Source organism: Stenotrophomonas sp. TWI377 (assembly GCF_039674525.1).
In the GTDB taxonomy this organism is placed as follows: Bacteria; Pseudomonadota; Gammaproteobacteria; order Xanthomonadales; family Xanthomonadaceae; genus Stenotrophomonas.
Genome location: NZ_JBDJNT010000002.1, coordinates 253,608 through 266,809, shown reverse-complemented (window position 1 = coordinate 266,809; position 13,202 = coordinate 253,608). Strand labels below are relative to the sequence as shown.

The 13,202-nt window shown below is 70.2% G+C and carries 7 protein-coding genes; 4 read left to right on the top strand and 3 right to left on the bottom strand.

Annotated features, from left to right (window positions below; genetic code table 11):
• Together ABE546_RS04535 and ABE546_RS04530 are read left to right on the top strand one after the other, a co-directional pair.
• Positions 1-2,058, top strand: coding sequence for an FUSC family protein (locus tag ABE546_RS04535; RefSeq protein WP_346462809.1), 2,058 nt, complete (start codon positions 1-3; stop codon positions 2,056-2,058).
• A gap of 85 nt (positions 2,059-2,143) precedes the next feature.
• Positions 2,144-2,539 carry a hypothetical protein gene (locus ABE546_RS04530; RefSeq protein ID WP_088435243.1) on the top strand — a complete coding sequence of 132 codons (396 nt, stop codon included), beginning with the start codon at positions 2,144-2,146 and terminating at the stop codon, positions 2,537-2,539.
• A 14-nt stretch (positions 2,540-2,553) separates the two neighbouring features.
• On the opposite strand, the gene recD is transcribed toward ABE546_RS04530, so the two are convergent.
• Genes recD through recC form a run of 3 tightly spaced genes read right to left on the bottom strand, consistent with a single transcriptional unit; the run spans position 2,554 to position 11,431 of the window.
• Positions 2,554-4,449 (bottom strand): exodeoxyribonuclease V subunit alpha, encoded by a 1,896-nt coding sequence (recD, locus tag ABE546_RS04525; RefSeq protein ID WP_346462808.1) that lies wholly within the window; start codon positions 4,447-4,449, stop codon positions 2,554-2,556.
• Entirely contained in the window at positions 4,446-8,087 is a 3,642-nt protein-coding gene (gene recB / locus ABE546_RS04520; RefSeq protein ID WP_346462807.1) for an exodeoxyribonuclease V subunit beta, read from the bottom strand. Before recB ends, recD begins: the two co-directional genes overlap by 4 nt.
• Positions 8,084-11,431, bottom strand: coding sequence for an exodeoxyribonuclease V subunit gamma (gene recC / locus ABE546_RS04515; protein WP_346462806.1), 3,348 nt, complete (start codon positions 11,429-11,431; stop codon positions 8,084-8,086). Before recC ends, recB begins: the two co-directional genes overlap by 4 nt.
• Positions 11,432-11,655: 224 nt before the next feature.
• On the opposite strand from recC, the gene ABE546_RS04510 reads away from it, so the two are divergent.
• Positions 11,656-12,444 (top strand): ATP-binding cassette domain-containing protein, encoded by a 789-nt coding sequence (locus ABE546_RS04510; protein ID WP_346462805.1) that lies wholly within the window; start codon positions 11,656-11,658, stop codon positions 12,442-12,444.
• Positions 12,444-13,193, top strand: coding sequence for an MlaE family lipid ABC transporter permease subunit (locus ABE546_RS04505; RefSeq protein ID WP_019183993.1), 750 nt, complete (start codon positions 12,444-12,446; stop codon positions 13,191-13,193). Before ABE546_RS04510 ends, ABE546_RS04505 begins: the two co-directional genes overlap by 1 nt.
• The last annotated feature ends 9 nt before the right edge of the window (positions 13,194-13,202 follow it).

Here is a 13,202-nt window from a genome sequence, read left to right as displayed (position 1 = left end):
ATGCTGCTGCTGGACAGACAGGCCTGGTTGTTCTCGGTCAAGACCTTCCTGGCGGCGATCGCGGCGCTGTACATCGGCCTGGCCGGCAATCTTTCGCGGCCGTACTGGGCGATGGCCACGGTCTACATCGTGACCCAACCGATGCTGGGCCCGACCCGCGCCAAGGGCGCCTATCGCATCCTCGGCACGCTGATCGCCGGTGCGGCGACGCTGTGGATGCTGCCGCACCTGGTGGAAACCCCCTTGCTGCTCAGCGCGGCGATGTCGCTGTGGCTGTCCGGGTGTCTGTTCATCGCCCTGCTCAACCGCGGCCCGCGCGGCTACGCGTTCCTGCTGGCCGGGTACACCACCGCCTTCATCGGCTTCCCGGCGGTGACCTCGCCGGACACCATCTTCGACACCGTGGTGGCGCGCAGCGAGGAGATCATCCTCGGCACGGTGGTGGCGGTGCTGTTCGCCTCGCTGTTCTTCCCGGCCTCGGTGCGGCCGATGCTGCGCTCGCGGATCGGCAGCTGGATGGGCGATGCGGCCGACTGGTGCCGGCAGATCCTGACGCGCGGCCATGCGCATGGCCCGCGCAACCGGTTGGCCGCCGATCTGGTCCAGTTCGAGGCGCTGATCGAATTCATGCGTCGCGATGATCCGCGCCATGCCGGCGCGGCGGTCTCGATGGAGCGACTACGCGAGCGCATGCTGCTGATGCTGCCGGTGCTCTCTTCGATCGCCGACCGGCTCGGGGCGTTGCGTGCGGGTGGCCGTGCGCTGCCGCCCGGGCTGGAGACGCTGATCGCCGATCTGGCCCAGTGGCTGGAACAGCCCGGCCGCTCCAGCGCCAGTGCGTACGCCACACTGCGCGCACGCATCGTCGCGCTCAAGCCGGCGGTGGATGGTGAGCTGGACCACCTGCTGCTGGTGACCCTGCTGCTGCGGCTGGAAGAGCTGGTCGACCTCTGGCAGGACTGCACCACCCTGCATGCCGCCATCGATGCCGGCACCGCGCCGAGCGATACCGCGCATTACCGCGTGCGCACCCAGCGCGTGGATCACGTGCGCCATGTGGACTACGGCATGGCGCTGTTCTCCGCCGCCAGTGCCGGCGTCGCCCTGATGACGTACTGCGTGCTGTGGATCGGGCTCGGCTGGGAGGGCGGCGGCAACGGCGCGATGATGGCCGCGGTGGCCGCCGCGTTCTTCGCCGCGCAGGATGATCCGGCGCCGAGCATGCTGTCCTTCCTGCTCTGGGCCATCGTGGCCAGCCTGGTGGCCGGCGTGTACCTGTTCGGGATCTTCCCGGCCGTACACGACTTCGGCAGCCTGGTGCTGGTGCTAGCGGTGATCTTCCTGCCGCTGGGCCTGCTGCTGCATCGGCCCAAGACCGCATTGATCGGCCTGCCGCTCACGGTGAACCTGGTCGCGCTGTTGAACGTGCAGAACACCTACAGCGCCAACATCCAGAGCTTCATCAACTCGGCCGTGGCGATGTTCATCGGCATTGGCTTTGCGGTGGTGATGACGCGGCTGTTCCGCTCGGTGGGTGCCGAGTGGACCGCACGCCGGCTGGTACGCCAAGGCTGGAACACGCTGGCCGATGCGGCCGAGGGCCGTGGCCAGCAGGACCGCCAGCAGTTCGCCGCGCGCATGCTCGATCTGCTCGGCCTGCTGGCACCGCGCCTGGCGGCGACGCCGGAAGGCAGCGACATCGCCTCGGTGGACATGCTCACCGAAGCGCGGATCGGCCTGAACATCCTGCAGCTGCGCCGCTCACGGCATGGCCTGCCGCCGGCCAGCGTGGCCGCGATCGACGCGATCCTGGACGACATCGCCCGCCATTACCGCGCCCAGGCCGCGCAGCGCCGGCCAGTGCCTGCCCCGGCCGGGCTGCAGACCCGGCTGGAGGCCTCGCTCAAGCGCGTGCAGACCGTGGCGGCCGGCAAGGCCCGCGATGAAGCGCTGATGGGCCTGATCGGGCTGCGCTATGCCCTGTTCCCCGAGGCGCCGGTGGTCGATACCCCTGCCCAGCCCTCCGCAGCGGCCCCTGGCCTGCCCGCGCCGCGCTGAACCGGCCTGGCCGCAGACCGGCCGGCCCACACCGATCAGGGCTATCCTGACGCATGCATTTGCGCATGGATCAAGGTGATTTCCGATGAGTTACGACCTGATGGTGTTCGACCCCGCCGTCGCCCCGCGCGAGGCCGAGGCCTTCCTGCAGTGGTATGACGCGCAGACCGAATGGAACGAGACGCACGACTACGACGACCCGAAGGTGTCGGTGCCGGCGCTGCAGGCATTCTTCGCCGCATTGGCCGAGCATTACCCGCCGATGGACGGCCCGCTGTCCGATGAGGAAGACGACCGCCCGGAAGTGACCGACTACAGCATCGGCCAGCACGTGGTCTACGCCTCGTTCGATGACGAGGTGGCCGAGAACGCGCACGGCCTGGTGCAGGTGCTGGCCAACACCCACCAGCTGGGCTTCTTCGATGTCAGCGGTGACGGCGCCATCGTGTTCCCCGATGGCACCGTGGTGATTCCGGAGTAAGACCGGCGACGGGGCTAGAACAACTGCCCCTGGGCCGGCGCCGTCACCACGGCGTCGGCCACTGCGTCCCCCTGGCCGCCCTGCAGGCGCGCCGCCAGGCCCGACAAACGGCTGGCATGCCGCGCCAACGCGGCCTCCAACACGTCCGCACTGCCGAGCACGTGCAGCGACTGCCGCGCGCGGGTCATACCCGTGTAGATCAGCTCACGCGAGAGCACGCGGTTGTCGCGCCGTGGCAACTGCAGCCAGACCTCATCGAACTCCGAGCCCTGTGCCTTGTGCACAGTCATGGCGAACGCACTCTCATGTGCGGGCAACGCACCCGGATGGAAGCCGCGCGGCTGGTCCGGCGTCTCACCGGGAAACCACGCCGTGACGCTGCCGTGCCGATCAATCAGGCAGATGCCGATGTCGCCGTTGAACAGGCGGTGCCGGTAGCTGTTTTCAGTGATCAGCAGCAGCCGACCGTGGAAATAGCCCGGCGCCATGCCCGGCCGCGGCACACCGGCCAACAGGGCTTCGATGCGCGCGTTGAGCCCGCGCGCACCCTGCGGACCTTCGCGCACGGCGGTGAGCAGGCGGATGCGTCCGGCATTGGCCAGCGCGACGCCGGGATCGACGGCTTCGCCGAGGCCACGCCAATGCCCGAGCAGGTGCTCGCGATGATGCTGCAGCGGGTCGCTCTGGTCCTCGTGGAAGTGCACACCGGCCAGCGTGCCCACGCGCAGCAGCGCCAGTGCGGTGCCACTGTTGCCCTCGCGCACGGCATGCGCCAACGGCGCCAGATCGAGCGCGTCGGTCTGCCGGTAGCCGCGCTGCAGCTGCACGCGCCGGCCCGCGAACCGGCGTGGCGGTGCCAGCGGTTGCAGCGCGTCGGGCGCCAGCAGCGCGCGCAATGCCTGCGCATCATCGGCCTGGGTGCCCAGGCCATCGCCACTGGCGCGCAGGATCGCACTGAGCACATCACCGGCTTCCACCGAGGGGAGCTGGTCCGGATCGCCGAGCAGCACCAGCCGGCTGCCATCGGCGACCGCCTCGACCAGCTTGGTCATCAACGGCAGATCGATCATCGAGGCCTCGTCCACCACCACCACGTCATACGGCAGCGGGTTGTCGGCGTGATGGCGGAAACGCGGCGAATCCGGGATCACCCCGAGCAGGCGATGCAGGGTGGTGCCGGTGCTCGGCATCGCATCGCACAGGGCCGGCGCGATGCCGACCAGCCGCAGCCGCTGCACGGCCAGGCGCAGGCTCTCGGCCATGCGTTCGGCGGCGCGGCCGGTGGGCGCGGCCAGCGCGACCCGTGGCAATGCCTGGTCCGCCTGGACCGCCTGGGCCGCCAGCAGCACCAACAGGCGTGCGATGGTGGTGGTCTTGCCCGTACCGGGACCACCGGTCACCAGCACCAGCGGATGGCGCAGCGCGACCGCCGCGGCACGCGCCTGGTGATCGATGCCCTCGCGCGCCTGCGGGAACAGCTGGCCAAACAGGGTGGCCAAGGTACCGGGATCGGCCTGCGCCAGCGGATGCGTGGCGATGCGTTGCAGGCCCTGCGCCAGCCGACGTTCGTATTCGCGGTAGCGGCGCAGATAGAGCAGCCCGTTCTCCAGCACCAGCGGTGCATCGCCGGCGACCACGTCGTCTGCGCCGGGCACCTCCACCCACGGCGAGGCGCGCAGCTGCGCCAGCCAACCCCCGGGCGCGGGCCACTCGATCTCGGCGTCGATCAGCCGCTGCGGCTGGCCCGGATCCAGGCCGGCATGGCCTTCCGAGACCGCCAGCGACGCCAGTGCAGCACCGAGCAGCACCGCCTCGGGCGTGTCCGGGCGCAACCGGCGCAGGCTCTGCGCCAGTGCATGATCGAGTGTGCGCAGCGCGTTGCCGCGGTACAGCGTGGTGAGCAGGCTCATGCGTCCCCCCGTGCGCGCGCGGCCATGCGGGCCTGGGCGTGTTCGCCACCCGCGAACAGCGCATCCAGCGCGTCCACCAGAGCAGGATCGAAGCGATGCGCGTACAGGCCGGGGCTGTCGTCGCGGCCTGCATCCAGGCCGCGGCAGAACAGATAGCGGATGCCGCCCATGTCGCGCGTGTAGTCGTACTGCGCACCCAGCCGGAAGCGCAGCCAGCGATGCAATGCCACGGTGTAGATCAGCGCCTGCAGGTCGTACTCGCTGTGCTGCATGGCGCTGGCCAGCCGGGCTGCGTCGTAGCCGGACAGGCGATTGGATTTGTAATCAAGCACGTACCAGCGGTCCGCACGCACGTAGGTGAGGTCGATCTTGCCGGTCATCAGGCCCTCCAGCCGCCGGCGGGTGCCGAAGCCATGGCGATCACGGACCAGTCCGTGCGCGTGCAGCAGGGCCAGCAGGGCGGGAACGGCGGTCGGTTGCATCGCGAAGTGGAACTCGATCTCGGCGCGCCGTGCATCGGCCGGCAGGTCGTGCAGTGCGCCGCCTTCCGGCAAGGGCACGGTCAGGGTCTGGCCGACCAGCGCGGTCAACATGGCCACGCCATCGTCCAGGTCTTGCTCGGCATAGCCTTCCACGCGCAGCGAAGCACGCAGGACCTCGGCCTCCTCGCCGGGTGCGGGCTGCCCGGCATGCCAGCCGCCCCACACCGCGAAATCGGTGTTTTCCAGTGCATCGTGCAGCACATTGCCGAAGCGGCTGCCCATGAACCGCGGGTCGATCTCTTCCAAAGGCACAGCCGGTTGCTCGGCGTCCAGGGTGAGGTCCACGCCGGCCGGTTCATCGGCGGCGGGGGCCGGCACTTCGGTCGCGGCGGCATCGGTGTCGTGGCCCGCATCGGCATGCGCCAGCTGGGTGAAGCTGTACACCCACCAGTCGTGCGGGACGCGGCGGGTCAGCGCGCGCACCGGCGGCAGTTCGCCCTCGCGTTCGAAGGCGAGCTGTGCCGGCCGGGTCTCCACCGGGCCTTCGATCACGGCGATGTCCGGGTGGTCACGCAGGGCGGCGATGTTCGACAGCATCGGTGCCAGGCGGGTCTTCGCCAGGCCGGCGAGATCGCCGGCGGCGATCCACAGCGCGTGCTCGGCGCGGGTCAACCCGACGTAGAGCAGGCGCGCGTCTTCGGCCTCCTGTTCCTGCGCGCTGCGCGTGCTGGCCGCGCTCCAGCTGTCGTCCTTGTCCAGCTTCCAGTGCAGCTCGCGGCGGCCGTTGGCGTATACCGTGCAGTTGGCCTCGGTGTTCGGCGCGCCACCACCGATGCCCACGAACGGCAGGAACACCAGCGGATACTCCAGGCCCTTGCTCTTGTGCAGGGTGATGATCTGCACGCGGCGCGCATCCGATTCCAGGCGCAGCAGCTGCTGCTCGTCGTTCTGGTCGGCATGCGCCATCTGCACCTGCAGCCAGTCGAGCAGGCCGTGCATGCCCAGGGTCTGCCCGGCCGCCTGCTGCAGCAGTTCGCCCAGCTGCAGGTAGTTGGTCAGGCGGCGCTCGCCATCCAGCAGACCGAGCAGGCGCTCGGCATGTTCGGCGCAGAGATCGGCGATCACCGCGAACGGACCGCCGCGCTGCCAGCGCTCGCGCCATTCCAGCAACCGCACCTGGAACGAGCGCTGCGCATCGCCTTCGCGTTCCAGCGCGTCGATCGCCTCGGCATCTTCGCCAAGCAGCACGGTCGACAGCGCCGCGCGCAGGCGTCCTTCATCGGCCGGCTGCAGCAGGGCCAGCAACAGCAGGCGCAGGTCGTGTGCCTCGGGCGTGGCGTACAGGCTCTGCTTGCCCGCGGCGACGGCGGGAATGCCCACCGCACCGAGCGCCTGCTGGATGCGCGTGGCCTCCTTGTGCGAGCGCACCAGGACCGCGATGTCGCCGGGTTGCACCGGCACGTCGCGCAGCAGCGCGCGCCCTTGCCGGGCCTCGCCGAGGATCTGGTGGATCGCGGCGACACAGGCGTCGCTGGCCTGCTGGCGCGAGGGATCGGCCTTGAGATCGCCCGCCTCGGTGTTGTGCAGCACGCGCACGGTCAGGCCGGGTGCGGGAATCCCGTCGCGCAGGAAATCCGCATCCACGCGGGTGCTGCCGGGGTGCACCGGCTCGAAGGCGATGTCGGCTTCGAGGAAGGCACGTTCGCCGGCATTGGCGTACAGCGCTTCGATCGCGTGCAGCACCGCCGGACGCGAGCGGAAGTTGCGGTCCAGCGCAGGCGCTGCATCGGCCTGGCGCTTGGCCTTGAGGTAGGTGTGGATATCGCCGCCGCGGAAACCGTAGATCGCCTGCTTCGGATCGCCGATCAGGAACAGCGCCGGTGCCAGGCCGGCCTCGCGGGTCTCCTGCGAATCGCCGAACACGCGCTGGAAGATGCCCCATTGGCGGTCGTCGGTATCCTGGAACTCGTCCACCAGCGCGATCGCGTACTGCGCGCGCAGCTGCTGCACCAGGGTGGCGCGGTGCGGGCCGTCGAGTGCATCGGCGACACCGTCGATCAGGTCATCGTAGGTCTGCACGCGTCCGATCCGCTTGAGCTCGGCCAGGCGCGCACGCGCTTCATCGCGCAGGTCATGCAGGAACGCGGTGGCCTGCTGGCGCAGCCACTGCTCGCGCGCGTCGGCGGCGTGCCACCAGCGTTGCAGTGCATCGAACAGCGGCGAGACCGGGCACTGGCCGTCCATGCCGTCCTTGCAGAAGGCCAGCAGCTGCACTGGCAGCAGCTTGCCCAGGTGGCTCTTGTCGCCGCGCGGCCAGTGCTGCGCGCTGCGGCCGGCGAACAGCTCGCCGAAGGCCTTGTCGAAGCTGGGCCGTTTGGCACGGCGACCGTCGAAGATCTTGCGATCGAAGGCGACGGCGATCTGCGCCTGCGCGTGTTCGGCGTGGGTCTCGATCGCCTCGGCCAGCGCGGCCGCGGCGAGCCGCAGCTGCGGCGCGGGGTCGTCGACGCTGTGGGTGGGTCGCGCCGGCAACAGCGGCAACGGCTTGATCAGCGTGGCGAGATCGCCGGCCAACGCCTCGGGCGAGGACCACAGCCAGGTCAGCGCATCGACCGTGGCCGGGTCGTTGGCATGCACCCGCCACAGGTCGGCGGCGAGTTCCTCGTGCAGCGCGCGTTCGCTCGGCAGCAGGGTCGGCGGATCGAAGGTATGTCCGCTCTCCAGGGCATGCTCACGCAGCACGCGGGTGCAGAAGCCATGGATGGTGAAGATCGAGGCGAGGTCGATTTCGTCGGCCGCGGTCTGCAGCCGACGCGCCAGCGCGGCCGGCGTTTCTTCACCGAGGGCGAGCTGGCGGTGCAGGATCACCCGGGTCAGGACGACCTCCGGGCTGTCCTGTTCGCTCGGCGCGCGCTCGACCAGCTGTGCGGCCAAGGCAAGGCGCTCGCGGATGCGCTTGCGCAGTTCCTGCGTCGCGGCATCGGTGAAGGTGACCGCCAGGATCTGGCCGATGCGCCAGCCCTTCTCCACCACCAGCCGGGTGAACAGCGTGGCCAGGGTGAAGGTCTTGCCGGTACCGGCGCTGGCCTCGATCAGGCGCACGCCCTCCAGCGGCAGCGCCAGGTAGGGATCGTTGAGCAGGTCGTGGTCGATCATCGCAGGGCTCCTTCCTCGTCAAAGCCCGGGAAGACCCGGCCTTCGCGCACCGCGGTGAACACCACGAAGCTGTTGTGCAGCAATTGCCGGTAGCTGTCCGCGCTGGCGAACGGATCGTGCCCGCGCAACGCAAGCGGGTAGCCGGCGCCCGTGGATTCGCCCCAGGTGCGATCGCTGCCGTGCCATTTGGCGCGGCCCTCGGCTTCGCGCTTGGCCTCGGCGGCGGTGTACAGCACCCAGCCCGTGGACGGGCCATACAACAGCGGCGCGCGCAGCCCCTCGCTGCGCAGCTGCAGCAGGCGCCGCAATACCTCGTGCGCGCGTTCGGCCTCCAGCGGCGGCAGCGTGTGCGGGCCGAGCCCGTCATCGCCCGCGTCGTGGAACTGGACCAGTGGCTGCGGGTCACCGGCGGCGTTGGCGAGCAGCCAGTCCAGGCCCTGGCGGATCGCGGCGCGGCCAGTGAGCGGGCCCGGGCGCAGGCGCACCAGGCCATGCGGGTGCAGGCCCTCGACCCGGCCATGCAGGCGCACCCCGTCGATATCCACGTCGTAGCGGCGGCTGCCGGCAGCGGTACCGGCCTGCCACCGCGCCAGCGCCTGTGCGTAGGGTTCGGTCTGCGCCTGCAGCAGCGCGAACTGACGCTCGCCCAGTGCACCGGAGGGCAGCAGCGCACGCGCGCGCAGCCGGGGGTAGAGCGGCGCGGCCTCCTCGTCGAGGGTGGCCTCGATCACCGCCTGCTGCAGCAGTACGGTATCGCCACCGCGCGCCGCCATCACCAGCGGCTCCACATCCTCGGCGTTGTCCACGTCGTCGGGCAGGCGCAGGCCGAGCCGTTGCGAGAGGAACTGGCTGGCCGGATCGGTGAGGAAGCGACGCAGCGCATCCACGCTAAGTTCGGCCTCGCCCGCAACGCTGTCCATCGGCGGCAGGGGCCGTGCGAACCAGGGTGCCAGCGCGCGCCGTGCGCCGCCAAGCGAGCCGGCAGCCGGGTGCCATTGCTGGCGGTAGCTGAAACGTCGCGGTTCCTCACCGCCACCGAATGCCGCCGGGGCGAACGGCTGCAGCGAGTGCCGCACCGTCATCCGCTTGGCCGCCGCGGGCGGATCCAGGTGGTACTCGGCAGCGGCATCGATCAGCTCGCTGACCAGCACCGAGGGTTCGCGCACGCTGCCATCGCGCGGATCGGCGCCCAGGTAGCTCAGGTAGAACACGTCCTGCGCCGAGGCGAACAGCTGCAGGAACAGGAAGCGGTCGTCCTCGCGCAGCGAACGGTCGCCATGCCGGCGCTTGTCGGTGCCCAGTTCGGCGGTGAGCTGGTTGAGCCCGGCAGCCGGGTCGCGGCGCGGGAAATCGCCATCGTTCAGGCCCAGCACGCAGATCACCCGGAACGGCAGCAGGCGCATCGGCACCATCCGCCCGAAGCTGACGCCGCCGGTCAGCAGCGGCGCACGTGTATCGGCCTGGGCAAGCACGCCGGCGAAATGCGCGCGCAGCACCTCCGGCGGCACGTCGCCCTCGAAGCCGGCGATGTCGGCGTCACGGGCGAACTCGTTGATCAGTTTGCGCAGCCGCTCCAGCGCGCGCTGGCTGTTGGCGGCCTGCGGCGGCGCCGGCAGCAGCGCATCGAGCAGCCCCAGCAGACGCTGCCGCCACTGGCCAGGCGACATCGCCTCTCCCAACGCCTTCTGGTAGCGCGCCAGCACCCGCAGCAGGCCGAGCAGGCGGTCCAGCGCATCCAGCGCGCTGCCTTCCAGCTCCGGCCACGGCGCGACCCCGGCGATGTCGCCGTCGCTGCCGCTGGCATGGCCGAGCAGCAGGCGATCGAGTGCGAACTGCCAGGTGAAGGCATCATCGACCGGGGCCTGGTGCTGGCCGCGATGGGTCGCATCCAGCCCCCAGCGTGCGCCGGCGGCCTGCAGCCAATCGTGCAGGCGGTCGAACGCCGCCGCATCCAGACCGGCCGCTTCGGCCAGCGGCGCGCTGGCGAGCAGATCCAGCACTTCGTTCAAGCCAAAGCGCGAGACCGGCAACCCGAGCAGGTGCACGAACACATCGGCCAGGGGTTCACCCGCCAGCGGGCTGGTGTCGGCCAGCGCATAGGGAATGTGGTCATCGCCGCCGCCGCGCCCGCCGAACACCGCTTCCAGGTAGGGCACGTAGGGATCGATGTCCGGCGCCAGCACCGCGATGTCGCGCGCCTGCAGCGGCGGATCGAAGCGCGGGTCCTGGAGCAGGCCGCGCAGCTGGTCGTGCAGCACCTGCAGCTCGCGCAGGCGGGTATGGCAGGCATGCACCTGCAGGCTCGGGTCGTCGTAGCGCAGTGCCTCGCGCAGAGGGCCGGCGGGCTGCCCGCGGCGGTGGAACAGGTCGCGCTGCAGGCGATGCAGCAGGCTGTCGGACAGGCCACCGGCGTCCATGTCCGGGCGCGCGTCCTCTTCGGGATCGTCGTAGGCGGCGATCTCACCGGAGGGGTGCACGACCTCGTAGCTGCCCAGCACCGCCATGAAGTCGCGGCCCGCCGCGCCCCAGGCCTGCAGCAGGCGGTTCTCGCCGGCCGCCTCGCCGAACGGATCGGGCGCGCCACTGCGCAGCTTCTCGCCCAGCGTCTGCAGATCGCCCCAGTAGGCCTGGGTCGGCGTGGGCAGATAGAAGTGCATCGTGCCGACCCGCGCCTGGGTGGCCATCACCCGCAGCACGTCCGGGGAGATGTTGAGCGTGGCGAAGGCGAACACCCGCGCCGGCAGGCCCTGCGGAAGCGGCTGGCCCGCGCCCTCGAAACGGGCGAGATAGGCATCGATGCGGCGCGCACGGTACTGCTTGCCGCTGGCGATATGCCGCCACAGGATCGCCTGCGGGTCGTTCGGTGCCGCGCCGGCCTCCCACCGCAGCAGCCAATCGCGACGCCAGGCCTGGTACTTCTCGAACACCGCCGCCAGCTCGGCGGCCAGCGCCCACGGCTTGAGCGGATCGGCCGCGGACAGGTAGGCCTGCAGGGCCGCCATCGGCGGCTGCGCCATCAGCACCGGGTCGCGCAGCGCGGCATACAGTCCCCAGCGCAGGCCCTCGGCATTGAGATCGTCATGTTCGCCGGGCACGTTGGCGTTGAGGGCGCGGGCGACCAGCTCGCCGGGGGTGAGGAACTCGAGATTGGCGGCAATGCCATACTCGGCCGCCAGGGTCGATTGCAGCCAGCGGCGCATCGCGACCTGCGGGATCAGGACCACCTCCGGCACCAGGATCGATTGGCCCGGCACGGGCGTGCGCAGCGTCGTGGCCAGCAGGGCGGCCAGCACATCGAGCGAGTTGGAGTGGTACAGGCGGAAGTCTGAAGCGGCGTCGGTCATCGCAGGAGTGTGCCGCAGCCCGCGCACGAACGCAGCGCTGACGGGTGTCAGGACACGGAAGAGGCCATGGCCGATACCGGCCCGACACGCTGTGTTGCAGCCCACGGCGTGGCCGTCGGGGCGCTGCCCTCACCTGCCCGTGCGACAATACTGCACGGTGCAGTTCGGTTATGTTCAGCCGTTCACCACGATCTTACAACGTTGGAATTTTGTTAATGGCGCCCATGACGGTTTCCGAAGAGAGTGTGGTGCAGTTGTCCAACGTCCGCATCGACCGCGGCGGACGTACGATCCTGCGCGACGTTTCGCTGACCGTTCCGCGCGGCAGCATCACCGCCGTGCTCGGCCCGTCGGGCAGTGGCAAGTCCACCCTGCTGGCCGCGCTGACCGGTGAGCTGCGGCCGGTTGCCGGCGAGGTCACCCTGTTCGGCCAGCCCATCCCGACCGGCGCACGCGCGCTGTTGGAGATGCGCAAGAGCGTGGGCGTGCTGCTGCAGGGCAACGGCCTGCTGACCGATCTGACCGTGGCCGAGAACGTGGCCCTGCCGCTGCGCACCCACACCCGCCTGCCCAAGCCCGTGTTGCGCCGCCTGGTGCAGATGAAGCTGCACGCGGTCGGCCTGCTGGCCGCTGCCGATGCCTGGCCGCGCGAGCTGTCCGGCGGCATGGCGCGCCGTGTGGCCCTGGCCCGCGCGCTGGCACTGGACCCGCCGCTGATGATCTACGACGAGCCGCTGACCGGGCTGGACCCGATCGCCTCGGGCGTGATCATGAGCCTGATCCAGCGCCTCAACCACAGTCTGGGGCTGACCAGCATCATCGTCAGCCACCACGTGCACGAGACCCTGCCGATCTGCGACCAGGTGATCGCGATCGCCAACGGCGGCATCGTGTTCCAGGGCAGCCCGGCCGCGCTCGAATCCAGCCAGGACCCGCTGCTGCGGCAGTTCCTGCATGGTGAGCCGGACGGCCCGATCCCGTTTGATGCCGCACCGCGTGCGAGGGTTGCCTGATGCCGTTCGTTGACGCCACCCGCTCGCTCGGTCGCGCCGGCCTGTTCTCGCTGACGGTGCTGCGCGGCTCGCTGCCGACCGCCGATTTCCTGGCCGAGCTGACCCGCGAGATCTACAAGATCGGCGCACGTTCGCTGCCGATCATCGCCGTGGGCGGTGCCTTCGTGGGCCTGGTGCTGACCCTGCAGGGTTACCGCACGCTGACCACCTTCGGTGCTGCGGACGCCTTGTCCACCCTGCTTGGCCTGTCGCTGTACCGCGAACTGGCCCCGGTGCTGACCGCGCTGCTGTTCATCGGCCGCGCCGGCAGCTCGATCGCCGCCGAGCTGGGCCTGATGCGGGCCACCGATCAGATCAAGGCCCTGGAGCTGATGGCGATCGACCCGGTCGCCAAGGTCGTTGCCCCGCGCTTCTGGGCGGCGGTACTGACCGTTCCGCTGCTGACCGGCATCTTCTGTTCACTGGCGATCAGTGCCAGCTACTTCGAGGCCGTGCACGTGCTCGGCCTGGACAATGGCGTGTTCTGGTCGGCGCTGAGCAACAGCGTGGACTTCTGGGACGACTTCGGCGTGGCGATGCTGAAGTCGGCGATCTTCGGCGGCACGGCGGCCCTGGTGGCCTCCTATGTCGGTTTCCATGCCGAACCCACCATCGAAGGCACCTCGGTCGCCACCACGCGTGCGGTGGTCAACGCCTCGCTGCTGGTGCTGGTCTTCAACTTCGTGCTGTCCGCCATGATGTTCCAGTAGGTACCGACC

Coding starts and splice junctions, on each gene's coding strand:
- ABE546_RS04535 (WP_346462809.1), top strand. CDS start 1: ATGCTGCTGCTGGACAGACAGGCCTGGTTGTTCTCGGTCAAGACCTTC.
- ABE546_RS04530 (WP_088435243.1), top strand. CDS start 2,144: ATGAGTTACGACCTGATGGTGTTCGACCCCGCCGTCGCCCCGCGCGAG.
- recD (WP_346462808.1), bottom strand. CDS start 4,449: ATGAGCCTGCTCACCACGCTGTACCGCGGCAACGCGCTGCGCACACTC.
- recB (WP_346462807.1), bottom strand. CDS start 8,087: ATGATCGACCACGACCTGCTCAACGATCCCTACCTGGCGCTGCCGCTG.
- recC (WP_346462806.1), bottom strand. CDS start 11,431: ATGACCGACGCCGCTTCAGACTTCCGCCTGTACCACTCCAACTCGCTC.
- ABE546_RS04510 (WP_346462805.1), top strand. CDS start 11,656: ATGACGGTTTCCGAAGAGAGTGTGGTGCAGTTGTCCAACGTCCGCATC.
- ABE546_RS04505 (WP_019183993.1), top strand. CDS start 12,444: ATGCCGTTCGTTGACGCCACCCGCTCGCTCGGTCGCGCCGGCCTGTTC.